The organism is Azospirillum agricola, assembly GCF_020005195.1.
Taxonomy (GTDB): domain Bacteria; phylum Pseudomonadota; class Alphaproteobacteria; order Azospirillales; family Azospirillaceae; genus Azospirillum; species Azospirillum agricola.
Genome location: NZ_JAIFZR010000002.1, coordinates 116,493 through 138,604, shown reverse-complemented (window position 1 = coordinate 138,604; position 22,112 = coordinate 116,493). Strand labels below are relative to the sequence as shown.

The window sequence follows — 22,112 nt, the reverse complement described above, 5'->3', positions numbered from 1 at the left end:
TCCGCGTTCAGCCCGACACACGTCCGATGAAGCGGCCGAGCGTACCCCTCAAGCGCCCCATCGAGCCGGGATCGAGCATCAGCACGACCCGGCCGCCGAGCGTCTGGGCGGTGGCGCGCAGATCGATGCGGAACAGCACCACCGTGTCGTCCGCCTCCGCACCCGCAGCCCCACCCGCCTGGCCGCCTCCGGGGAAGCCCGCCTTGCGGCAATCCGCCAGGATCGCGGCCGCGGTTCCCCGGCGCACCGCCGGAAGGCTGGTGTCGATCCCGCCGCCCAACAGGTTGGCGACCAGGGCCAGCGCGCTGTTCAGCACGATGTTGCCCAGTTCGGCCAGCGCCTCCTCCTCCAGCAGACCGGCCTCTTCCGGCGGCACGTCGGGCGGCAGGGCCGCGCGCACCAGCGGAAGGCTGTCGGTCTCCGGAAACAGGAACAGCGCGGTGCCGTCGAAGACCCCGCCCAGCGACTCCGACACGCCGATCAGCGGGCCGGGCATCGCCTCGCCCAGCGACCGGGCGGCGGCGTCCGGTTCCATGACCTCCACCGAGGGGACCGACAGGCGCACCAGTTCGCCGACCATGCGGCCGAGCGCGGTCGAGGCCTTGCCGATCCCCATGTTGCCGAGCTCGGCCAGCGCGTCACGCTCCAGATCGGTCAGCCGCCGGTCCCATGCCCTGCCCGGCGGCCCGCCCGCCGGCCCGCCGGGCGGTCCATCGAGCTCCCCGGCCGCGGCGGTCACTCCGGCGCCGTGCGGCGGCGCGGCAGGGCGGTGGAGGCCAGGAAACGGCTTACCTGCTCCTCGTCCAGCGGCTTCGGCATGAAGGCGGCCCCGACCGCGCGGATGCCCGACACCACGGCGTCCTGGGCGTTGGCGGTGATGATGGCGATGTGGATCTCCGGCTTGGCCGCGCGCAGCTTGGCCGCGGCCTCGACGCCGTTGTCGCCGGGCATGTTGTAATCGATGATCGCGACGTCCACGGCAGTCTCGTCCAATTTCTGGAAGAGTTCGTCGCCGCTCGCGGCCTCCACCACCGACCAATCGGGCTTATGACGCAAAATCATCGCCCGCACATGCATGCGGGACAGTTTGCTGTCATCGACAATGATCGCTGTCTTACTCACGTTATATGCCCTTAGGCGAGAGGTTCCGCAATTTTCCCCGATTATACAGTTTGTTTATCGGGGCACCAGCCCTCTCAATGCCGCCGAAGACTTGAAGTTCCCGGCGGACGGCGGTCCCTGGTTTTCCCGGCGCCTCTTCACCGCCGAACCATGCTATCAAGAGGTGCCGAGACCGCAACGCCGCAACCTTCATGACTCTCCCGCCGCCCTCCTCCCTCGCCGCCGCGCTGGCCCGGCACCGCGCCGGCGACCTCGCCGGGGCGGAAGAGGGCTACCGCGCCATCCTCGCCGCCGACTCCGGCCAGCCGGACGCCCTGCATCTGCTCGGCGTGCTGGCCCACCAGTGCGGCCATCACGGGGAGGCGGTCCGGCTGATCGGCGAGGCGCTGGCCCGGCGGAACGGCGTCGCCGAATATCACGCCAACCTCGGGCTGGCGCTGCACGCGCTCGGCCGGACGGCGGAGGCGGAAGCCGCCTACCGCCGGGCGCTCGACCGGCGGGAGGCCTATCCGGAGGCGCACAACAGCCTGGGCAGCGCCCTTCAGGAACGCGGCCGGCTGGAGGAGGCGGCCGCCCATTACCGCCGCGCGCTGGATCTGCGCGGCGACTACGCGGAGGCCTGGACCAACCTCGGCACCGCGCTGCGCGCCGCCGACCGGACCGGCGAGGCGGAGGACGCCCTGCGCCGGGCCTTGCGGCTCGATCCGGAAAACCCGGTGGCGCTGACCAACCTGGGCGTCCTGCTGAAGGAAGCCGGCCGGCTCGCGGAGGCCGAAGCCGCCCATGCCGAGGCGCTGCGCCACGCCCCCGGCGACCCGGAGACGCTGGTCAACATGGCCCTGCTGCGCGAGGCGCAGGGGCGCCCGGCCGACGCCGAGGCGCTGCACCGGCAGGCCCTGGCGGCCGATCCGGATTTTCCGCTGGCGCGCTGGAACCTCGCCCTGCTGCTGCTCGGTCAGGGCCGGCTGGCGGAGGGGCAGGCGCTCTACGAGGCGCGATTCGCTTCCCGCCGGGTGCAGGGCGGACGCGACGACCTCGCCATGCCGCGCTGGGACGGCGGCGATGCGGCCGGCCGGCGCATCCTGGTGTGGCGCGAGCAGGGGTTGGGCGACGAGCTGCTGTTCGGCTCCGCGCTGCCCGATCTGGCGGCGCGGGTCGCGGCCTCGTCCGGACACCTCATCGTCGAATGCGACGGGCGGCTGGTCGGGCTGCTCGCCCGCTCGCTTCCCGGCGCCACGGTGCGGGCGCCGACGGTGGGGCCGGCCGACGCCGACCGGCACGTTGCCATGGGGTCGCTGCCCGGCTTGATGCGGCGGCGGCTGGCCGATTTTCCGGCGGCGGCGGCTCCAGGAACGGCTGGCTGGCTGAAGGCCGATCCGGCGCTGGCCGCGCTGTGGCGCGGACGGCTGGACGCGCTCGGGCCGGGGCTGCGGGTGGGAATCTGCTGGCAAAGCCGGCTGCGGGCCGGGGAGCGCAAAAAATCCTACACGGCGCTCGCCGATTGGGCGCCGCTGTTCGCCGTGCCCGGCCTGACTCTGGTCAGCCTGCAATATGACGGGGCCGAGGCGGAGATCGCGGAGGCCGAGGCGCGCTTCGGCGTGAGGCTGCACCGCTGGGCCGACGCCGACCTGACGGACGATCTGGAGACGGCGGCGGCGCTGACGGCCGGTCTCGACCTCGTGGTGACGGTGGCGACCTCGGTCGGCGAGATGGCGGGAGCACTCGGCGTGCCGGTCTGGCGCTTCGGCCAGGCTGGTGACTGGACCGCGCTGGGCACGGCGGTGCGCCCCTGGTTTCCAGCCATGCGGCTGTGGAGCGCGCGGCCCGGCGAGGGGCTCGGCGACGTGCTGGGACGGATCGCGGGCGAGCTGCGACGGCTGGCGCAGGAGCCGGGAGAGGCCGGGGCGGGGGCCGGTGAGCGGGCCCCTGAGGCGAGGGCACAAGACGACACCCTGCCCGTCCTGCTCGCCGAGGCACGTCATCTCCACGACGCCGGCCGCTGGCCCGATGCCGAGAAGGCCTATCAACGCCTCCTCGACCGCGACGCGAACAACGCGGACGCCCTGGAGGGCTATGGCTGGCTCGGCTGGCAGGCCGGGCGGCCGGACATCGCCGTCACGCTGCTGACCCGCGCCATCGCGGCCGAGCCGACGGCCGGCCGCCACGGGCGGCGGGCGCTCGCCCACCAGACCCTGGGCGACCTCGCCGCCGCCGAAGCCGACTGGAGCGCCGCCGCCGCCCTCGCCCCCGGCGACATGGAGGCGCTCGGCAGCCTGGGCGCCCTGCGGCTGGGACGGGGCGACGCGGCGGGGTCGGCCGAGGCGACGCGGGCGGCGCTGCGTCACGCTCCCGATCACGCCGGCCTGCACGCCAATCTCGGGCTGGCGCTCCAGGCGGCGGCGGGCGACGGCACAGCCTCCCTGCGCCGCGCGCTCGCCCTCGACCCGGCGCTGGCGGAGGCGTGGAACGGGTTGGGCGCCGGGGAAGCCGGCACGGCGGCGGAGCGCGTCGCGCGCCGGGCCCTGCGGCTGCGCCCCGGCTATCCCGAGGCGCTGGGCAACCTCGGCGTGGCGCTTCTGGCGCTGGACCGCGCCGACGAGGCGGTGGCGAGCCTGCGCGCCGCCCTGCGCGTCCGGCCGCAGGATGGCGGCACCCTCGCCAATCTGGCCCTGGCGCTGGAGCGGAGCGGCGACGGCAACGCGGCCGGGCTGGTCTGGTGGCGGCTGATCCTGCTCGCGCCCGGCGGCGGCGAGGGCTGGGCCGGGCTGGCGGATCTGCGGCAGCGGCAGGCCCGGCTGGACGCGGCGCTGAAGGCGTGGGGACGGGCGCTGGCGGCGGCGCCGGGGCGGGCGGACTGGCGCTACAACCTGGGCAACGCGCTGCACGCCGCCGGCCGGCCGGCGGAGGCCGACGCCGCCTACCGCCTCGCGGTGGAAACGGATCCCTCGCAGACCCTGGCGGCCTTCAACCGGGGCTACGCGGCGCTGGCGCGCGGCGAGCTGGCGGCGGGCTGGGCCGGACTGGAGGCGCGTTTCGCCTCGGGACAGGCGCTGCCGGACCGGCGCTTCCGCATTCCGAATTGGGACGGCGGCGATCTTGCGGGACGGACCGTGCTGGTCTGGCGGGAGCAGGGGATCGGCGACGAGCTGATGCACAGCTCCTGCTACGCCGACCTGATCGCGCGGGCCGGACGGGTCGTCATCGAATGCGAGGCGCGGCTGGTGACGCTGTTCGCGCGCTCCTTCCCGACCGCCCTGGTGCGGGCGGAAAGCGCGGATCCGGTGGATGCCGACGTCCAGGTCGCGGCGGGGTCGCTGCCGCTGCGGCTGCGCGGCCGGTTGGCGGATTTCCCGAGGGGCAATGCCGGATGGCTAAGGGCGGATCCGGAAGCGGTGGCGCGGTGGCGGGCGGCGGACGGCGGGGAGCTTCTCGTCGGGATCTGCTGGCGCAGCCGTTTCCTGAACGCCGCACGGTCGGGAAACTACACCACGCTCGACCGCTGGGGAGCGGTCCTCACCCTGCCCGGCCTGCGCTTCGTCACTCTTCAATACGACGAGTGCGAGGCCGAACTCGCCGAGGCCGAGGCGCGCTTCGGCATCCGCATCCTGCGCCCAGATCTTGATTTGCTGAACGATCTCGACGGCGCCGCGGCGCTCACCGCCGCCCTCGACCTCGTGATCTCCGCCGGAACCTCGGTGGCCGAGATGGCCGGGGCGCTCGGCGTGCCGGTCTGGCGCATCGGCCATGCCGGGGAATGGACGGCGCTCGGCACCGGCTGCCGCCCGTGGTTCCCGTCGATGCGGCTGTTCGGCCCGCCGCCCGGCGGCACGCTCGACGACGCGCTGGGCGCCGCCGGGCGTGCGCTGCGGGACCTTACCAGGCCGGAACGACCGCGTCCTTGAACTTGGTCAGGACGAACTGCTTGACCTCGGGGCTCTGGTAGATCTTCACCAGCTTGGCGACCCAGGGCTTGTCCTTGTCGGCCTTGCGGACGACGAGGATGTTGGCGTAGGGGCTCTCGGCCGCCTCGCGGGCGATGGCGTCCTTCACCGGATCCATGCCGGCCTCGATGGCGTAGTTGCCGTTGATCGCCGCCACCGTCACGTCGTCGAGCGAGCGGGGGAGCTGCGCCGCGTCCAGCTCGACGATCTGGAGCTTCTTCGGGTTCTCGACGATGTCGATCGGCGAGGCCTTCAGCGTGCCGCCGTCCTTCAGCTTGATCAGCCCCTTGGACTGGAGCAGCAGCAGCACGCGGCCGCCGTTGGTCGGGTCGTTGGGGATGGCGACCTTGGAGCCGGGGGCCAGCTCGTCCAGGCTCTTGATCTTCTTGGAGAAGAGGCCGATGGGGAAGACCACCGTCTTGCCAACGGTGACGAGGTCGTAGCCGCGGTCCTTGATCTGGTTGTCCAGATAGGGCTGGTGCTGGAACGAGTTGACGTCGAGGTCGCCCTGCGACAGCGCCTGGTTGGGGATCACGTAGTCGGAGAATTCCAGGACCTCGAGATCCAGCCCTTCCTTGGCGGCGAGCGGCTTCACCGCCTCGAAGATCTGGGCGTGCGGGCCGGGGGTGACGCCGACCTTGAGGGCTTCCGCCGAAGCGCCGAAGGCCATGGCGACGGTGGCGGCACCGGCCAGCAGGGCGGCCAGCGGACGGAGACGGATACGCGGCATCTCGAACACTCCTCAGACTTTCAGATTTCGCTTGTTGACGCGGCGGGCGATCCAGTCGCCCGTCGATTGCACGACCTGCACCAGCACGATCAGAACGACGACCACCGCCAGCATCACCTCCGGCAGGAAGCGCTGGTAGCCGTAGCGGATGCCGAGATCGCCCAAGCCCCCGCCACCGACGGCGCCGACCATCGCCGAATAGCCGATCAGGCTGACCGCCGACAGGGTCAGGCCCATGGCGATGGCCGGCAGCGCCTCGGGCAGCAGCACCTTGCGGACGATCTGGAACGGCGTGGCGCCCATCGCCTGCGCCGCCTCGATCAGGCCGCGGTCGACCTCGCGGATGGCGTTCTCGACGACGCGGGCGATGAAGGGAGCCGCCGCGACGGTCAGCGGCACGATGGCCGCCGAGGTGCCGATGGAGGTGCCGGCGACCAGCCGGGTGAAGGGGATGATCGCCACCACCAGGATGATGAAGGGGGTGGAACGGGTCATGTTGACCACCGCCCCGATGATCCGGTTGAAGACGAGGTTCTGCAACAGCTCGCCGCGCCCGGTCACCGCCAGCAGCACGCCGAGCGGCAGACCGATCAGCGTGCCGATGGCGCCCGACACCGCCACCATGTGCAGCGTGTCGATCAGCCCCTTGATGAGCAGGTCAATGATTTGCGGGGACAGCATGGCCCAGGACCTCGACACCCAGATGATTGACTTTCAGCAGGCTGACCGCCGCCTCGACCGAGGTGGAGTCGCCCAGCGCCTCGACCACCAGCGTGCCGAAGGGGGCGCCCTGGATTTCGTCGATCTGCCCGTGCCAGATGTTCAGGTCAAGGTTCAGCTTGCGGCTGATGGCGCTGATGACCGGGCTGGTCGCCTTCTCGCCGGTGAAGGTGATGCGCAGGACCGGGTTGGCGCCGGGCTGCGGGGTCGGCGACAGGCGGCCCTTCAGGCTGTCCGGAATGCCCCGGTTGATCACCGGATCGACGAAGCTGCGCGTCGTCGGGTGCGACGGGTGGGCGAAGATGTCGAAGACCGGCCCCTGCTCGATGATGCGGCCGCCCTCCATCACCGCCACCTTGTGGCAGATCTCCTTGATGACGGCGATCTCGTGGGTGATCAGGACGATGGTCAGGCCGAGCCGCCGGTTGATGTCGGCCAGCAGATGCAGGATCTGGGTCGTCGTCTCCGGGTCGAGCGCCGAGGTCGCCTCGTCCGACAGCAGCACCTTGGGCTTGCTGGCGAGCGCGCGGGCGATGCCGACGCGCTGCTTCTGCCCGCCCGACAGCTCCGCCGGGTAGCGGTCGCGCTTGTCGGCCAGCCCGACGAGGTCGAGCAGCGGCTCCACCGCCGTCCTGATCTCCGCCTTGGGCACCCCCGCCAGCTCCAGCGGCAGCGCCACATTGTCGAACACGGTGCGCGAGGACAGCAGGTTGAAATGCTGGAAGATCATGCCGATCGAGTGGCGCGCCTCACGCAGCTGCGCGGCGGTCAGCGCGGTCATCTCGACGTCGTCGACGCGCACGCTGCCCGTCGTCGGCTTTTCCAGCAGGTTGATCGTGCGCAGCAGGGTGGATTTCCCAGCCCCGGAGCGACCGATGATTCCGAAGATCTCGCCGCGCCCGATGGTCAGGTCGATGTCGGCGAGCGCCTGGACCGGCACGCCCGAACCACGGGCGGGGAAGGTCTTCTGAAGGTTTGTTAGCGTAATCATTTTCTGGTCGGCAAAAGGGGGAGCCGCAACTCCCCCGGCCGTCTCACCACGTCGGGATGATGGAGCCGTTGAAGCGCGTCTCGATAAACTGCCGCACTTCGGGCGAACGATACAGCGCGATGAAGCGCTTGAGCGTCGGATCCTCGGCGCGGTCCTTGCGGACGGCCCAGACGAGGTGCCACTTGGACTGGTCGTCCTCCAGCAGCAGCGCCTGCTTCGGGTCCAGCTTGGCCAGCACCGCGTAGTTCAGCGTGATGACCGAGGCGTCGACGTCGTCGAGCGAGCGCGGCAGCTGCGCGGCGTCCAGCTCGACGAACTTGATGTTCTTCGGGTTGCTGGCGATGTCGACGATGCTGGTGTTGATGCCGGCGTCCGGCTTCAGGCCGATCAGCCCGGCCTTGGCCAGCAGGAACAGGGCGCGGGCGGCGTTGGTCGGATCGTTAGGGATCGACACGGTGGCGCCCGGCTTCAGCTCCTCCAGCTTCTGCGCCTTCTTGGCGTAGATGCCCATCGGCACGACGACGCTCTTGGCGACCGAGACGATGTCGTAGTTGCGCTGCTTGATCTGGTTGTCGAGGAAGGGCTGGTGCTGGAAGTTGTTGGCGTCGATGCTGCCGTCCTGCAACGCCGCGTTCAGCATGTTCCAGTCGGTGAACTCGACGACCTGGGCCTCGATGCCCTCCTTGGCGGCGATCTTGGCGGTGAAATCGAGAATCTCGCCGTAGGGACCGGCGGAGACGCCGACCTTCAGCGGGGCGGCAAGGGCGGTGGCGGCGGCGGTGAGAAGGCCGGCGGCCAGAACCGCCGACGTCAGGAAACGCTTCACGGCAGATGTCCTTCGTTCTTCTTGGGGATGATGCGTGGGAATGAAGGTCTTTGCGGATCCGGGCGGGCCGCTCAGCGGCGGCGGCCTCAGCGGCGGCGGTTGTCCGGCAGGCGGCTCAGATGCTGGTGGGCAGCGCGCTGGGCCTGCCCGACGTTGCGGAACACCCGGCGGTCGAGGTCGCGGAAGGCCCAGTCGGACACGAAGAAGGTGAAGCCGCCGCGCTCGGCGACGACGATGCCGGCGGAACGGCCCTGGACCTCGATGGCGTAGGCGTTGGCGTGGGTCATGACGGAAGGCTCCCCTCGGCCCGCGGCGACCGGCTCGATTGGCAGGGTCGGCGGCGCGGGCGGCGTTGTCTCGAATCGGCGGAAGGCTGCGCTTGGATCAGCGGCAACACATTCGGGCGACGGAGAACACGGCAACCGGGAGCATGTTCCGGGAGGGTGGAGGAGCGGCGGTCCGCTGGGTCATTCCGGTCTCTCCTTCATCAGAGGTCCACGACCGGCATCGTGGCGCTTTAGCGTTTGGTGACGCGGCGCAAGCTGCGAGGATCAAATTGCCGCGGGCTGCCCACCATTGGGCGGCCGATGAGCTTTATCTACGCCACGAGTCAGGATTGTGTCAATCCACATTTTTCACGGCGGATGTGAAATAACATATTCCACACAAGCAACGGGTTTATAGCGGGAACCCGGCCTTCGGCCCCTCCCCCGTCATCCGGGCGCCCCCATGCAAGGCCCCTGCACCCGCGCGGGAGGGGGCGTCGTCCCCGAGGAAGGGGACGTCCAAATGCGGTTGTCCTCTCCGACACCAGGAGGTGACGCGCGCGTGGAATGTGCTATCTATCGCGTCTGCGGTTCACCCGGGGCGCCCGCCCGCGCCCCGGCGGTCCACCCGAGGAGAGAGTTTTGTCCGCCGACACCAGCGCCCCGGCGAATCCGGCCACCCCGTCCCCGGCCGACGACCAACTGGTGCTGGCCCTGCCCAAGGGCCGCATCCTGAAGGAGCTGCGCCCGCTGCTGAAGCATGCCGGGATCGAGCCCGAGGCGGCCTTCGACGACGACAACAGCCGGCTTCTGCGCTTCGCCACCAATGTGCCGAACCTCAGCATCATCCGCGTCCGCTCCTTCGACGTGGCGACCTTCGTCGCCTTTGGCGCCGCGCATCTCGGCGTGGCCGGCAACGACGTGCTGATGGAGTTCGACTATCCCGAGATCTACGCGCCGCTCGACCTCGGCATCGGCAAGTGCCGCCTGTCGGTCGCCGAGCCGGTGGAGCTGGGGGAGAGCGACGATCCGTCGCGCTGGAGCCACGTCCGCGTCGCCACCAAATACCCCGAGGTGACCAAGCGCCATTTCGCCGCGCGCGGCGTCCAGGCCGAATGCGTCAAGCTGAACGGCGCCATGGAGCTGGCGCCGACGCTGGGCCTGTGCCGCCGCATCGTCGATCTGGTCTCGACCGGCTCGACGCTGAAGGCCAACGGGCTGGTCGAGGTGGAGCACATCGCCGACGTGACCTCGCGCCTCATCGTCAACCGCGCCGCCTTCAAGACGCGGCCGGACGAGATTTCGCAATGGATCGACAGGATGCGGGAGGCGGTCGATGCCCGTCAGGCTTGATATCCGGGACGCGGCCTTCGCCGAGGGTTTCGAGGGGCTGCTGCACGCCAAGCGCGAGACCAGCGAGGACGTCCAGGCGCTCGTCGCCGGGGTGATCGACGAGGTCAAGGCGCGCGGCGACGCGGCGCTGATCGACTTCACCGCCCGCTGGGACCGCCAGACGCTGACGCCCGCGACCCTGCGCATCGGCCAGGACGAGATCGACGCCGCCACCGCCAAGTGCGGGGCGGAGACGCTGGAGGCCCTCAACCTCGCCGCTGCGCGGATCGAGGATTTCCACCGCCGTCAGGTGCCGGAGGTCGTGGACTACCGCGACGCCCAGGGCGTGCGGCTCGGCGCCCGCTGGACGCCGGTGGGCGCGGTCGGGCTCTATGTGCCGGGCGGCACCGCCTCCTATCCCTCCTCGGTGCTGATGAACGCGCTGCCGGCCAAGGTCGCCGGGGTGGAGCGCATCGTCATGGTGGTGCCGACTCCGGACGGGATCATCAACCCGCTGGTGCTGGCCGCTGCCAAGCGTTGCGGGATCAGCGAGCTGTACCGCGTCGGCGGCGCCCAGGCGGTCGCGGCGCTGGCCCACGGCACGGCGACGATCCGCCCGGTCGACAAGATCGTCGGCCCCGGAAACGCCTTCGTCGCCGCCGCCAAGCGGCAGGTCTACGGGCTGGTCGGCATCGACAGCATCGCCGGCCCGTCGGAGATCCTGGTGGTCGCCGACGCGAAGAACGACCCGGCCTGGATCGCCATGGACCTGCTCTCGCAGGCCGAGCACGACACGTCCGCCCAGTCGATCCTGATCACCGACGACGCCGCCTTCGCCGACGCGGTGGCCGCCGCCGTGGACAAGCATCTCGAAACCCTGCCGCGCACGGCCATCGCCGGCGAGAGCTGGCGCGGGCACGGCGCCATCGTGCTGGTCGGCGACCTGCTGGCCGACGCGCCCGCCCTGGTCGACCGGCTGGCCCCGGAGCATCTGGAACTGGCCGTCGAGGACCCGGACGCGCTGGCCGCGCGGATCCGCAACGCCGGCGCCATCTTCCTCGGCCGCCACACGCCGGAGGCCATCGGCGACTACGTCGCCGGCCCCAACCATGTGCTGCCGACGGCGCGCAGCGCGCGCTTCTCGTCGGGGCTGAACGTGCTGGATTTCATGAAGCGCACGACCTTCGTCGGCTGCGACGCGGACAGCCTGCGGGCCATCGGCCCGGCCGCCGTGACGCTGGCCCGCGCGGAGGGGCTGGACGCGCACGCCCTGTCGGTGGCGCTGCGCCTGCCCGGCGGGGGCGGCTTAACGACGGGAGGGGGCGCGTGACCGCAAAGAGCAACCGCCGCATCACCCATGTGACGCTCGACGAGCGCACCGTGGTCCGCCGCAAGCCGGAGGTGGAGCACGAGCGCGCCGTCGCCATCTTCGACCTGCTCGAAGAGAACGAGTTCTGCCCCTGCGACCATCCGGACGCCGGTCCCTACCACCTGCATCTGTCGATCGAGGACAACCGGCTCCTCTTCGACATCCGCTGCGAGGACAACAGCGAGCTGGACACCATCGCCCTGCCGGTCACCGGCTTCCGGTCGATCGTGAAGGATTACTTCCTGATCTGCGAGAGCTACTACGCCGCCATCAAGCGGTCGACGCCGTCGCAGATCGAGGCGATCGACATGGGCCGGCGCGGCCTGCACAACGAGGGATCGGAGATGCTGCGCGACCGGCTGTCCGGCAAGGTCGAGATGGACCTTCAGACCGCGCGCCGGCTGTTCACGCTGATCTGCGTCCTCCACATTCGCGGCTGACGGGGCGGACGGCGCATGGTCATGGTGGCGGCCCCGGCCTTCCAGACCCTTCCGGTCACGAGCGTTCTGTTCGCCTGCACCTACAACATGATCCGCTCGCCGATGGCGGCGGCGCTGATGCGCCATTTCCACGGCACGCGGGTCTATGTCGATTCGGTCGGCGTCCGCGAGGGCGACGAGGTCGACCCCTTCGCCGTCGCGGTGATGGAGGAGATGGGGATCGACCTCTCCAGGCACCGCTGCCGCACCTTCGAGGATCTGGAGGACACCAACTTCGACCTGATCGTCTCGCTGTCGCCCGAGGCGCAGCACCGCGCCATCGAGATGACGCGGACCATGGCCTGCGACGTCGAGTTCTGGAACACCTTCGACCCAACCCTGGTCGACGGCACCCGCGACGCCATGCTGGAGGCCTACCGGCAGGTCCGCGACGGGTTGCTGGTGAAGCTGAAGCAGCGTTTTCCCCTGTCGCGCGGTCCCAGCGTCTGACACGCGGAAAAGTTTGGAACGCCTGTGATATTTTCAACTTTCTGAAGGGCGCCCATTCCCACGCCGCCGTCTCCGGTGCTATTGAGCTGTGTCATGGAGGCGGCTTTTGCCTCATTCTAGGGTTGGATCCGTCCCGTTTCAGACCCGCCCCGCTGGAGACACGCCACCCATGCCCGCAGGACCGCTGCCCCGCCTGCTCCGCGCCGTGAGCCCGCGCAGCCTGCGCGTCCGGCTGATGGGCGTGGTGCTGGCGTCGCTGGCCCTGCCGCTGCTGGGCGCGCTCTATCTGTTCGACCAGCAGCTCGACGACCGCCTCGACGCGGCCCGCGATCAGGTCGTCCATCTGGCGGAGGACGGGGTCGAGCGCCAGCGCGACCTGATCGGCGAGGCGCGCAACCTGCTGGGCGTGCTGTCGCTGGTGCCGGCGATCCGCGACGCGACCTTCGAGAGCACCGACGCCTGCGTCGGCACGCTCGCTCCCATGCCGCGCCAGCACCGCTGGACCACCGGCGTCTGGCTGGCCGAGGCGGACGGGCGGCTGATCTGCGACACCAGCGGCCCCGGCGCCGGCATCAACCTGCGCGAGCGCGAGTATTTCCAGCGCGTGCTCGACACCCGCACCGCGGTGGTGAGCGACTTCATCATCGGCAAGCGGTCGCTGCGGCCGCTGATCATCGTCGCCGCCCCGATCCTGCGCGACGGCCGGGTCTGGCGCGTCATCGGCGTCGCCGTCGACCTCGCCTGGCTGACCGACCTCGTCAAGGTGCTGAAGCAGCCCGACGCGCGGGTGCTGGTCCTCGACCGCAACGGCGTCATCGTCGCCCGCCAGCCCGACCCCGAGGGCTGGCTGAACCGCAACGTCAGCGACCTGCCCTACGTCCAGCGCATGCTGAAGGAGGGCGCCGGCACCCTGGACAGCCCCAGCGCCGACGGCCGCCCGCGCCTGTGGGCCTTCCGCCATTCGGCGGAAACCAGCACCGTCTTCGCCGTCGGCGTGCCGACCGAGCCGATCCTCCGCGAGGCCAGGCGCGACCTGCTCCAGGGGCTCGGGCTGCTGGCGGTGGCGGCGCTGGTCAGCGTCGCCGCTCTGTGGGCGCTGCTGCGCGCCTCGGTGCTGCGCTGGGTGTGGGAGCTGGCGGGCGCCGCCAAGCGCATCGGCGCCGGCGGGGTCGGCACGGTGATCGAGGCCGACCGCGCGCCCCACGAATTCCAGCTCGTCGCCCACGCCTTCAACGACATGTCGCGCCGCCTCCAGCAGCGCGAGCAGGACCTGCGCGGCGCCATGGAGGAGGCGCGGGCCGGCAGCCGCGCCAAGGAGGAGTTCCTGGCGACGATGAGCCACGAGATCCGCACGCCGATGAACGGGGTGATCGGATTCGCGGAGATGCTGCTGGAAACCCCGCTGACCGCCGAACAGCGCCGCTACGCCTCGCAGGTGCGCGAGGCCGGGCGGTCGCTGCTGACCGTCATCAACGACGTTCTCGACCTGTCGAAGCTGGAGGCCGGGCGGCTCGATCTGGTCAGCGTGCCGTTCCGGCTCGACGACCTCGCCGACCGCTGCGTCGCCATCGTCCGCCTGACCGCCGAGCAGAAGGGTCTGGAGTTGCAGACCGCCATCGCCTCGACGGCGCGCGGCTTCGTCATGGGCGACCCCGACCGGGTGCGGCAGATCCTGCTGAACCTTCTGGGCAACGCGGTGAAGTTCACCGACCGCGGCTCCGTCCGGCTGACGGTGAGGGCGACGGACGACGGCCAGGGCGGCCGGCGCTGCACCTTCACCGTGACCGACACCGGCATCGGCATCGCCGAGGAACGCCGGCACGACCTGTTCCAGCGCTTCACCCAATTGGAGCGCGGCCGGGGCGGCACCGGGCTCGGGCTGGCGATCTGCCACCGGCTGGTCGAGCTGATGGGCGGCGAGATCGGCGTGGAGAGCCGGCCCGGCAGCGGCAGCAGTTTCTGGTTCACGCTGCCGCTGCAACCGGCCGGCGCCGCCGTCCTCCAGGCGGAGAGCGCCGCCCCGTCCCTGTCGGAACCCAGCAGCCCCGGCGTCCGCGTGCTGCTGGCCGAGGATCTGGCGATGAACCGCGACCTCGCCGTCGCCATGCTGACCCGGGCCGGGCACCATGTCGATTCCGTGGAGGACGGCGCCGCCGCCGTCGCGGCGGTGCAGGAGACGCCCTACGACCTCGTGCTGATGGACGTGCAGATGCCGGTGATGGACGGGCTGGAGGCCACCCGCCGCATCCGCGCCCTGCCCGGCCCGACCGGCCGCATCCCGATCCTCGCCCTGTCGGCCGGCGTGCTGGCGGTGGAGGTCGAGCGCTGCCTCCAGGCCGGCATGAACGCCCACCTCGCCAAGCCGCTCGACAAGGGCAAGCTGCTGGCCGCCATCGCCCATTGGGCGGCGCCGGCGGAAGACGGTCCCGGCCTGGAGACGGACCGGCCCGCCGGACCACGGCAGATCGTCCACACCTGAACCGGCGCCGGAACCGGCACCGAACAGGATCTTGCGGCCGAACCCGCGCGGATCCGCTTGAACCGCCCGCCGGTTGTCCCCCGCAGGTTGATGCCCATATGGGCTGAGTCGGTGCTATACTGCCTGTCCGCGACCGCCACCGCGTGGTCGCCGAGTCGACGGTCTCCGGTGGTTCATGAAGGTTGCGCAGCCCCCTCTCGCTCCCGTTCCCGAGCGGAAGCCCGATCCGCCCCCGGCCGGAAACACGGCCGAGGCAGGCGATGCCTCGTTCCTCGACGTCATGGCGCAGTCCCAGCCCGTTCCGCGCGGTCGCCTTGCCAACGGGCAGAAGGCGCCGCCGGCGCCCGCGACCAAGCCGGAGCCCCCGATGGAGCTGGCCGACGGCACGCTGGTGCCGCTGCCGGTCCGCAAGCCGTCCCTGCCCGCGTCGCGCGGCGGGCTGACGGGCGCCGCCGCCATCGCCGCCTCCGACAACCCGACCGCCGTCCGCGTCTCCATCGCCTCCCAGCAGGTCGCCGGCCTGTCGGGCCACAGCTTCACCGCCATCCTGGCCCAGGCGACCCAGGAGAGCGGCCTGAACGTCAAGGCGCGCAACAGCAACAGCTCCGCCGCCGGCCCCTTCCAGTTCCTGGAGCGCACCTGGCTCGACCTGTTCAGCCGCCACGGCGCCGCCTACGGCCAGGGGGAGCTGGCCAGCCAGATCCGGAACCGCAACGGCATCGCCTCGGTCAAGGACCCGGAGACGCGGCGGAAGATCCTCGACCTGCGCCACGACGTCGACCTGTCGGCCGGCATGGCCGCCCGCTATCTGGCCGAGGGGCGGGAACGGCTGGAGAAGCGGCTGGGCCGCCCGGCGAGCGAATCCGAGAGCCGGATCGCCTACATCATGGGCGTCGGCGGCGCGGCGAAGCTGATCAAGGCGGCCGAATCGGCCCCCCAGACCGCCGCGTCGGACCTGCTCCCGGCCGCCGCCAAGGCCAACCACAACCTGTTTCACGACCGCGGCAGCGGCCGGGCGCTCACCGCCGTCGAGACGGTGGCGCGGCTGACCCGGCGCATGGAGATCGACCAGCGGGAGATGTTCGCGGCCATCGGCAAAGCGGCGGAACCCCTGCAAAAGCTGGACGGCGGAACCCAATCGCCGCTCAGCCCGTTCCAGAGCGTGGGCCTGTCCGGCACCGAAAGCGAGGACGACACGGCGAACGCGCAGGGCTGACCCGCACCTCAAAGCTGCGACCGAACGCACGCCGGATGGGAATCCCCCTTGACCCGGCGGCTTCGGAGGGTCAGTTATTGCCGCGAAACTCTAGGCACGGACTAAAGGTCATATGGCAAAGGAAGATCTGATCGAGTTCTCCGGGACCGTCGTCGAATTGCTTCCGAACGCGATGTTCCGGGTGAAGCTCGACAACGATCACGAGGTTCTCGCCCACACCTCGGGCAAGATGCGCAAGAACCGGATTCGCGTTCTGGCGGGCGACCGCGTCAATGTGGAGATGACGCCGTACGACCTGACCAAGGGCCGGATCACCTTCCGGTTCAAGTAACAGCACACCCACGCCGCTGCCCCGCGTGATGAGCATGTCCAAGGCGCCCCGGCTGGTCCTGGCTTCGGCCTCGCCCCGCCGGCTCGACCTGCTGCGCCAGATCGGCATCGTCCCCGACGCGGTCGACCCCGCCGATCTCGACGAAACCCCACTGCCGCGCGAACTTCCGCCCCAGCACGCCCTGCGTCTGGCCGGCGAGAAGGCGGCCTGCGTCGCCGCGCGCCACCCCGACTCCTGGATCCTCGCCGCCGACACCGTCGTCGCCTGCGGCCGGCGAATCCTGCCCAAGGCCGAGCAGGAGACGGAGGCGCGCAAGTGCCTCGACCTGCTGTCCGGCCGCCGGCACCGGGTCTATGGCGGCGTCGTCCTGCTGGTTCCGGACGCCGAGGGCGGCAAGCGCCGGCTCGAACGGCTGGTCCGCACCGACGTGACCTTCAAGGCGCTGTCCAAGGCCGAGGTCGAATCCTACATCGCCTCCAACGACTGGCACGGCAAGGCCGGCGGCTACGCCATCCAGGGCCGGGCCGCCGCGCTGGTCCGCTGGATCGGCGGCTCCTACAGCAACGTGGTCGGGCTGCCGCTGCACGAGGTGGCGGGCCTGCTCCACGGCGCCGGGTTCCCGCAATCATGACGGGCCGCCCGGCCGGCGGTCCCGCTTGAGTCGGATCGACATCCTCGTCGACCGTGACGGCACGCTGACGCGGGCGGCGGTGCTGACGGACGGGCGGTTGACCGACCTCCACATCGACCGCGCCGACAAGCCCTCGCTGCTCGGCCATGTCTTCCTCGGCCGGGTCGAGCGGATCGTCAGCGGCATCGACGCCGCCTTCGTCGAACTCGGCGGCGGCGTCTCCGGCTTCCTGGTCGCCGCCGACGTCCGCCACCCGTCCGACGCGGACAACCCCGACGGGCGCCCCCGGCAGAAGACCGGACGGATCGGCGCCCTGCTGCGCACCGGCCAGCCGGTGCTGGTCCAGGTCAAGGCCGACGCCACGGCCTCCAAGGGGCCGTCCCTGACGATGGACGTCACCCTGCCCGGCCGCTTCCTGATCCACGCCCCCTTCGGCCGCGGCGTGGCGGTGTCCAAACGGCTGGGCGCCGGTCCGGAGCGGGCCGAGCTGGGGCTGCGCGTCCAGCGGCTGGCCACCGGGTCGGGCTGGATCGTCCGGGCGGGAGCGGCGGCGGCCGGCGACGACCGTCTGGCCGCCGAATCCGAAGCCCTGCACCTGCTCTGGCGCGGCATCCGCGACGCGGCGGAAAGCGCCACGGCCCCCTCGCCGCTGCACGCCGGCCCGTCCGCGCCCGTCCGCGCCCTGATCGAGCAGGGCGCCGCCCCGGCCTCCATCCTCGTCGACGACGAATCGATGGCGCGGCGGCTGGCCGGCTGGTGCGCCGACCACGCCCCCGACCTGCTGCCGCTGATCGAGCGGCACAAGGCGCCGCCGCACCTGTTCGACCTGCGCGACCTCGACAGCGCCATCGCCGACCTGCTCGACACGCGGGTGGAGCTTCCGCGCGGCGGCTCGCTGGTGATCGAGCCGACCGAGGCGCTGACCGTCGTGGACGTGAACGCGGGGGAGCGCGGCAACCCGCTCGACGTCAACCTCGACGCGGCGGCCGAGATCGCCCGGCAGCTCCGCCTGCGCAACGTCGGCGGCATCGTCGTCGTCGATTTCGTCAACATGCGCTCGCGCGGCGACGCCGAACGGGTGCTGGCCGCCCTGCACGAGGCGGTGGACGGCGACCCGGTGCAGACCCAGGTCTATGGCATGTCGAAGCTGGGGCTGGTCGAGCTGACCCGCGCCCGCCGGGGCTCGCCGCTGGCCGCCCTGCTGTCCCCATAAGCTCCACCGGACGGGAGATGCGTCCCCATGAACGCCAAAGCCACCACCTCCGCCAAGCCCTGCCCGGTCTGCGGCCGTCCGCCCGACCCGGCAAGCCGCCCCTTCTGCTCCCAGCGCTGCGCCGACGTCGATCTCGGCCGCTGGCTGGGCGGGGTCTACCGCATCGAGACCAACGAGACGCCGCAGCCCCCCTCCGCTTCGTCCACCGAGGATTGACCCGCCGCCACCGCTCTCAGCGCACCGACGGGTTGTTGGCGACGAAGGCGAAATAAGGCAGGCGCCGCACCGCGTCGGCGACCATCAGGTAGCCGACCGCGAAGGCGAGCAGCGAGCTGAGGAAATAGCCGTAGCCGTACCAGGCGAAGCCCAGCCTGCTGAAGGCCAGGGTAAAGCCGGCGTTGGCCGCCAGATAGAGAAGCTGGACCGCCAGGTTGCGCATCCGCAGGTCGAAATAGGCGAGGATCACCGTGCAGAACAGGAACATCGCCTGGAAGAAGGCGCCCAGCGCGCCGAAGCGGAACATGCCGATCTGCTGGTAATGCAGCCCCAGCGCGCCGACGATGGCCGGTGCGGTGAAGATCGTCACGGCGCAGACGGCTCCCTCGACGTTCATGGAGATGACGGCCCCCGGCCGGCGCATCGGAAAAAACGCTCGACTCTGGTCGGCAAACGATTACCCAACCGCTAACCCGCAGGTTAGACAGGACCGCAGCCGGATGGACACCCCCGCCTTCGGGGGATGCCGGCCCCATCCCTCTGGACCTGTGGGAGCCGCCGCGATGAGATTCGCCGCCAACCTGACCATGATGTTCACCGAACACCCCTTCCTGGACCGTTTCGGCGCGGCGGCGGCGGCCGGATTCGACGCCGTGGAGGTGCTGTTCCCCTACGAGGCGCCGGCCGGGGCGGTCGCGGCGGCGCTGCGCGCCCATGGTCTGACCCAGGCGCTGTTCAACCTGCCGCCCGGCGACTGGGCGGCGGGGGAGCGCGGCATCGCCTGCCTGCCCGGCCGCGAGGCCGAGTTCCGCGACGGGGTGGCGGCCGCCATCGGCTACGCCAGGGCGCTCGGCAACCGGCGCCTGCACTGCATGTCGGGGATTCCGGCTCCCGGAACGGACCGCGCCACGGCGCTGGACACCTACGCCGGCAACCTGCGGGTCGCGGCGGCGGCCTGCGCCGAGGCCGGGCTGACCCTGCTGGTCGAGCCGATCAACAACCGCGACATGCCGGGTTACCTGATGAACAGCACCGCCCTGGCGCGTGCGATGATCGAACGGGTCGGGGCGCCCAACCTGAAGCTCCAGCTCGACCTCTACCATTGCCAGATCAGCGAGGGCGACCTCGCCACCCGCATCCGCGCCAACGCCGACATCACCGGCCATGTCCAGGTCGCCGGCGTGCCCGACCGCCACGAGCCGGACCAGGGCGAGGTCAACTACCCCTACCTGTTCGGGGTTCTGGCCGCCACCGGCTACGACGGCTTCGTCGGCTGCGAGTACCGCCCCAGGGGGCGGACCGAGGACGGGCTGGGCTGGCTGGCCTCGCTGCGCCGCTGACCCGCGCGGAACGACCGGCCCCAAGCGACCGGCCCCGCATCCGGATTCGACCGCAAGAAACGGGAAGCGCCGGCCACCCCTCCTCGTGCATCACCCCGGGACATCCACAGCCACGGGGAGAATGACGATGGGACGGCAATTGGCGGGAAAGACGGCGATCGTCACCGGCGCCAGTTCGGGAATCGGCCGGGAGGCCGCAAGCCTCTTCGCGCGGGAGGGCGCGCGGCTCGTCGTCGTGGCGCGCCGCCGCGCGGAGCTCGAACGGCTCGTCGCCGCGATCGAGGCGGAAGGCGGCGAGGCCGCCGCCGTCGCGGGCGACGTCCGCGACGAGGCCGTGGCCGAGGAGGCGGTGAGCGTCGCGGTCCGCCGGTTCGGCGGGCTCGACATCGCCTTCAACAACGCCGGGACGATGGGGGAGGCCGTGCCCGTCCCGGACATCACCCCGGACGGCTGGCGGGAGGTGCTCGACACCAACCTCACCAGCGCCTTCCTCGGCGCCCGCCACCAGATTCCGGCGATGGTCGCGCGCGGCGGGGGCTCTCTGATCGTCACCTCGACCTTCGTCGGCCACACCGTTGGTTTTCCGGGAATGGGCGCCTACGCGGCCAGCAAGGCCGGCCTGATCGGCCTCGTCCAGGTGATCGCCGCTGAGTTCGGCGGCCAGGGCATCCGGGCCAACGCGCTGCTCCCCGGCGGCACGGACACCCCGATGGGCCGCGCCGCGATGGCCACGCCGGAGGCGCGCCGCTTCGTGGAGGGGCTGCACGCCCTGAAACGGCTGGCCTCGCCCTGCGAGATCGCGCGCTCCGCGCTCTATCTGGCCAGCGACGCCTCCAGCTTCACGACGGGAACCGCCCTTCTCGTGGAGGGCGGCGTCTCGATCAGCCGGGCGTGAGGGGCGCGGGGCCGGAACCGCTCACCCCCCGTCGGACGGGGCCGGCCCGCCGGCCCGTCGCGCGACCGTTCCCAGAGGCTCGGCGATCTCCTCCAGCCCCTTGCGCTCGGCGTCGACACCGCAGACCAGCGCGACGAGGCCTCCGGCGATCATCACCACCGAGCCGACGACATAACCCCAGAACAGCGGCTCGCGCTCCGTCCCGTCGCCCACCAGCCACCCGAACAGCAGCGGCCCGGTGGAACCGACCAGCTGGCCGACGGCGAAGAAGTAGGAGATCGCCTGCCCGCGCACCTCCAGGGGGAAGATCTCGCTGACCGTCAGATAAGCCGAGGACGCCCCCGCCGACGCGAAGAAGAAGGAGGCGCACCACAGCACGGTGTGGGTGCCCGCCGTCAGCGCCCCCTGACGGAACAGGAAGGCCGAGGCGAGCAGCACCGCCCCGGCCAGCAGATAGGTGCCGACGATCATCCGGCGCCGGCCGACCGTGTCGAACAGCGGCCCGAGCAGCAGCGGGCCGAGCAGGTTGCCGGCGGCGAACGGAAAGAAATACAGCGCCGCCCGCGACTCGCTGAGGTGATAGAAATTTTGCAGGACCAGCGCGTAGGTGAAGAAGATCGCGTTGTACAAAAACGACTGGGTGACCATCATCGTGACGCCGAGGACCGTGCGCGACGGGTATTGCCGGAAGAACACCTCGGCCAGACGGGCGAACGGCACCGCCCCCTCCGGCTGGAGGCACAGCGCCCGGCCGGCGTCGACCGGCGGCAGTTCCCGGCCCTGCGCCCGCACCTCCGCCTCGATCCGCGCGACGATGCGCTCGGCCTCCTCCGCCTGCCCGTGGGTGACCATCCAGCGCGGGCTTTCCGGGATGTGGCGGCGCAGATGGATGATGACCAGCCCCAGCACCGGCCCGATGAAGAAGGCGATCCGCCAGCCGACGTCCGCGGGCAGCAGCGCGCGGTCGAGCAGGAAGACGCTGCCCACCGCGCCCAGCATGGCGCCGGCCCAATAGGTTCCGTTGACGGCGATGTCGACCCGGCCACGGTACCGGGCCGGAATCAACTCGTCGATGGCCGAGTTGATCGCGGTGTACTCCCCGCCGATCCCCAGCCCGGCGACGAAGCGCCAGACATGGAGGAACCAGGGGGTCCAGGCCAGACCGGCGATCCCCGAGGCGACCAGATAGAGGGCGAGGGTGACGAGGAACAGCCGGCGCCGGCCCCAGCGGTCGGTCAGCCGGCCGAAGACCAGGGCGCCGACGACCTGCCCGACCAGATAGGCCGTGCCGGCGAAGCCGACCTCGGCGCTCGACATGCCCAGGCTTTCCTTGAAGCCCGAGGCCGCGATCAACTGGATCTCGATGCCGTCCAGGATCCAGCTCACCCCCAGCCCGACGACCACCGTCCAGTGGAAGCGCGCCCAGGGCAGCCGGTCCATGCGCAGGGGAATGAGGTTGCGGATGGTCGTGCCGTCATCCCCGCTGGTCATCGCCCGCAACGCTCCCCTGGCCTTGGCGGAGGCGACGCGCCGCCCCGCTCCTCGAAAACGGGTGGACGGACGGA

At 71.2% G+C, this 22,112-nt stretch carries 22 protein-coding genes; 13 read left to right on the top strand and 9 right to left on the bottom strand.

All coding sequences use genetic code 11. From position 1 onward, the window contains the following. Positions 1-7: 7 nt before the first annotated feature. Together JN22_RS03480 and JN22_RS03475 are read right to left on the bottom strand one after the other, a co-directional pair. Positions 8-739 (bottom strand): chemotaxis protein CheC, encoded by a 732-nt coding sequence (locus tag JN22_RS03480; RefSeq protein WP_223677552.1) that lies wholly within the window; start codon positions 737-739, stop codon positions 8-10. Then, complete coding sequence (locus JN22_RS03475; RefSeq protein ID WP_085552595.1) at positions 736-1,122, bottom strand: response regulator transcription factor; 387 nt, start codon at positions 1,120-1,122, stop codon at positions 736-738. Before JN22_RS03475 ends, JN22_RS03480 begins: the two co-directional genes overlap by 4 nt. 191 nt (positions 1,123-1,313) lie before the next feature. On the opposite strand from JN22_RS03475, the gene JN22_RS03470 reads away from it, so the two are divergent. Then, positions 1,314-5,024: a tetratricopeptide repeat protein gene (locus tag JN22_RS03470; RefSeq protein WP_085552594.1), complete on the top strand. Its 3,711-nt coding sequence runs from the start codon at positions 1,314-1,316 to the stop codon at positions 5,022-5,024. On the opposite strand, the gene JN22_RS03465 is transcribed toward JN22_RS03470, so the two are convergent. The 5 genes from JN22_RS03465 to JN22_RS03445 all read right to left on the bottom strand — a co-directional run bounded on the left by JN22_RS03465 (position 4,996) and on the right by JN22_RS03445 (position 8,617). Continuing rightward, positions 4,996-5,793, bottom strand: a complete 798-nt coding sequence (locus JN22_RS03465) for a MetQ/NlpA family ABC transporter substrate-binding protein (RefSeq protein WP_085553396.1) — start codon at positions 5,791-5,793, stop codon at positions 4,996-4,998. The two genes, JN22_RS03470 and JN22_RS03465, sit on opposite strands and share 29 nt — an antisense overlap. A gap of 12 nt (positions 5,794-5,805) precedes the next feature. After that, complete coding sequence (locus JN22_RS03460) at positions 5,806-6,474, bottom strand: methionine ABC transporter permease (protein WP_143268135.1); 669 nt, start codon at positions 6,472-6,474, stop codon at positions 5,806-5,808. Next, the gene (locus JN22_RS03455) at positions 6,452-7,504 is read right to left on the bottom strand and encodes a methionine ABC transporter ATP-binding protein (RefSeq protein WP_085552593.1); all 1,053 of its coding nucleotides are present in this window, start codon (positions 7,502-7,504) and stop codon (positions 6,452-6,454) included. The genes JN22_RS03460 and JN22_RS03455 overlap by 23 nt, the downstream gene beginning before the upstream one ends. Before the next feature lie 43 nt (positions 7,505-7,547). After that, positions 7,548-8,330: a MetQ/NlpA family ABC transporter substrate-binding protein gene (locus JN22_RS03450; protein ID WP_085552592.1), complete on the bottom strand. Its 783-nt coding sequence runs from the start codon at positions 8,328-8,330 to the stop codon at positions 7,548-7,550. Positions 8,331-8,416: 86 nt separating this feature from the next. Further along, complete coding sequence (locus JN22_RS03445; protein WP_085552591.1) at positions 8,417-8,617, bottom strand: hypothetical protein; 201 nt, start codon at positions 8,615-8,617, stop codon at positions 8,417-8,419. 621 nt (positions 8,618-9,238) lie between these two features. On the opposite strand from JN22_RS03445, the gene hisG reads away from it, so the two are divergent. From hisG to JN22_RS03395, 10 genes are all read left to right on the top strand, one after another. Then, positions 9,239-9,949, top strand: a complete 711-nt coding sequence (hisG, locus tag JN22_RS03440; protein ID WP_085552590.1) for an ATP phosphoribosyltransferase — start codon at positions 9,239-9,241, stop codon at positions 9,947-9,949. Further along, a complete protein-coding gene (gene hisD / locus JN22_RS03435; protein ID WP_085552589.1) occupies positions 9,933-11,258 on the top strand; it encodes a histidinol dehydrogenase in 1,326 nt (441 codons plus the stop codon). The genes hisG and hisD overlap by 17 nt, the downstream gene beginning before the upstream one ends. Continuing rightward, entirely contained in the window at positions 11,255-11,737 is a 483-nt protein-coding gene (locus tag JN22_RS03430) for a UPF0262 family protein (RefSeq protein ID WP_085552588.1), read from the top strand. The genes hisD and JN22_RS03430 overlap by 4 nt, the downstream gene beginning before the upstream one ends. Before the next feature lie 15 nt (positions 11,738-11,752). Then, positions 11,753-12,226 carry an arsenate-mycothiol transferase ArsC gene (locus JN22_RS03425; RefSeq protein ID WP_085552587.1) on the top strand — a complete coding sequence of 158 codons (474 nt, stop codon included), beginning with the start codon at positions 11,753-11,755 and terminating at the stop codon, positions 12,224-12,226. Positions 12,227-12,395: 169 nt separating this feature from the next. Beyond that, positions 12,396-14,705, top strand: a complete 2,310-nt coding sequence (locus tag JN22_RS03420; RefSeq protein WP_085552586.1) for a hybrid sensor histidine kinase/response regulator — start codon at positions 12,396-12,398, stop codon at positions 14,703-14,705. 367 nt (positions 14,706-15,072) lie between these two features. Beyond that, complete coding sequence (locus JN22_RS03415; RefSeq protein WP_223677551.1) at positions 15,073-15,921, top strand: lysozyme family protein; 849 nt, start codon at positions 15,073-15,075, stop codon at positions 15,919-15,921. A gap of 112 nt (positions 15,922-16,033) precedes the next feature. After that, positions 16,034-16,252 (top strand): translation initiation factor IF-1, encoded by a 219-nt coding sequence (gene infA, locus JN22_RS03410; protein ID WP_012977999.1) that lies wholly within the window; start codon positions 16,034-16,036, stop codon positions 16,250-16,252. Between the two features lie 34 nt (positions 16,253-16,286). Then, positions 16,287-16,883, top strand: a complete 597-nt coding sequence (locus JN22_RS03405; RefSeq protein WP_396021886.1) for a Maf family protein — start codon at positions 16,287-16,289, stop codon at positions 16,881-16,883. A gap of 25 nt (positions 16,884-16,908) precedes the next feature. Then, the gene (locus JN22_RS03400) at positions 16,909-18,096 is read left to right on the top strand and encodes a ribonuclease E/G (protein WP_085552583.1); all 1,188 of its coding nucleotides are present in this window, start codon (positions 16,909-16,911) and stop codon (positions 18,094-18,096) included. Between the two features lie 27 nt (positions 18,097-18,123). Continuing rightward, the gene (locus JN22_RS03395; RefSeq protein WP_085552582.1) at positions 18,124-18,312 is read left to right on the top strand and encodes a DNA gyrase inhibitor YacG; all 189 of its coding nucleotides are present in this window, start codon (positions 18,124-18,126) and stop codon (positions 18,310-18,312) included. Positions 18,313-18,328: 16 nt separating this feature from the next. Here JN22_RS03395 and pelG read toward each other — a convergent pair whose 3' ends face one another. Then, the gene (pelG, locus tag JN22_RS03390) at positions 18,329-18,709 is read right to left on the bottom strand and encodes an exopolysaccharide Pel transporter PelG (protein ID WP_179166030.1); all 381 of its coding nucleotides are present in this window, start codon (positions 18,707-18,709) and stop codon (positions 18,329-18,331) included. 166 nt (positions 18,710-18,875) lie between these two features. On the opposite strand from pelG, the gene otnI reads away from it, so the two are divergent. Together otnI and JN22_RS03380 are read left to right on the top strand one after the other, a co-directional pair. Continuing rightward, complete coding sequence (gene otnI / locus JN22_RS03385; protein WP_085552581.1) at positions 18,876-19,652, top strand: 2-oxo-tetronate isomerase; 777 nt, start codon at positions 18,876-18,878, stop codon at positions 19,650-19,652. 127 nt (positions 19,653-19,779) lie between these two features. Continuing rightward, entirely contained in the window at positions 19,780-20,547 is a 768-nt protein-coding gene (locus JN22_RS03380) for an SDR family oxidoreductase (protein WP_085552580.1), read from the top strand. Between the two features lie 21 nt (positions 20,548-20,568). Here the strand turns inward: JN22_RS03380 and JN22_RS03375 are convergent, their stop codons facing one another. Continuing rightward, complete coding sequence (locus tag JN22_RS03375) at positions 20,569-22,038, bottom strand: MFS transporter (protein ID WP_085552579.1); 1,470 nt, start codon at positions 22,036-22,038, stop codon at positions 20,569-20,571. Between the last annotated feature and the right edge of the window lie 74 nt (positions 22,039-22,112).

Coding starts and splice junctions, on each gene's coding strand:
- otnI (WP_085552581.1), top strand. CDS start 18,876: ATGAGATTCGCCGCCAACCTGACCATGATGTTCACCGAACACCCCTTC.
- JN22_RS03375 (WP_085552579.1), bottom strand. CDS start 22,038: ATGACCAGCGGGGATGACGGCACGACCATCCGCAACCTCATTCCCCTG.
- JN22_RS03420 (WP_085552586.1), top strand. CDS start 12,396: ATGCCCGCAGGACCGCTGCCCCGCCTGCTCCGCGCCGTGAGCCCGCGC.
- JN22_RS03415 (WP_223677551.1), top strand. CDS start 15,073: ATGGAGCTGGCCGACGGCACGCTGGTGCCGCTGCCGGTCCGCAAGCCG.
- JN22_RS03405 (WP_396021886.1), top strand. CDS start 16,287: ATGTCCAAGGCGCCCCGGCTGGTCCTGGCTTCGGCCTCGCCCCGCCGG.
- JN22_RS03455 (WP_085552593.1), bottom strand. CDS start 7,504: ATGATTACGCTAACAAACCTTCAGAAGACCTTCCCCGCCCGTGGTTCG.
- JN22_RS03395 (WP_085552582.1), top strand. CDS start 18,124: ATGAACGCCAAAGCCACCACCTCCGCCAAGCCCTGCCCGGTCTGCGGC.
- JN22_RS03445 (WP_085552591.1), bottom strand. CDS start 8,617: ATGACCCACGCCAACGCCTACGCCATCGAGGTCCAGGGCCGTTCCGCC.
- pelG (WP_179166030.1), bottom strand. CDS start 18,709: ATGAACGTCGAGGGAGCCGTCTGCGCCGTGACGATCTTCACCGCACCG.
- hisD (WP_085552589.1), top strand. CDS start 9,933: ATGCCCGTCAGGCTTGATATCCGGGACGCGGCCTTCGCCGAGGGTTTC.
- JN22_RS03425 (WP_085552587.1), top strand. CDS start 11,753: ATGGTCATGGTGGCGGCCCCGGCCTTCCAGACCCTTCCGGTCACGAGC.
- JN22_RS03465 (WP_085553396.1), bottom strand. CDS start 5,793: ATGCCGCGTATCCGTCTCCGTCCGCTGGCCGCCCTGCTGGCCGGTGCC.
- JN22_RS03470 (WP_085552594.1), top strand. CDS start 1,314: ATGACTCTCCCGCCGCCCTCCTCCCTCGCCGCCGCGCTGGCCCGGCAC.
- JN22_RS03460 (WP_143268135.1), bottom strand. CDS start 6,474: ATGCTGTCCCCGCAAATCATTGACCTGCTCATCAAGGGGCTGATCGAC.
- JN22_RS03380 (WP_085552580.1), top strand. CDS start 19,780: ATGGGACGGCAATTGGCGGGAAAGACGGCGATCGTCACCGGCGCCAGT.
- infA (WP_012977999.1), top strand. CDS start 16,034: ATGGCAAAGGAAGATCTGATCGAGTTCTCCGGGACCGTCGTCGAATTG.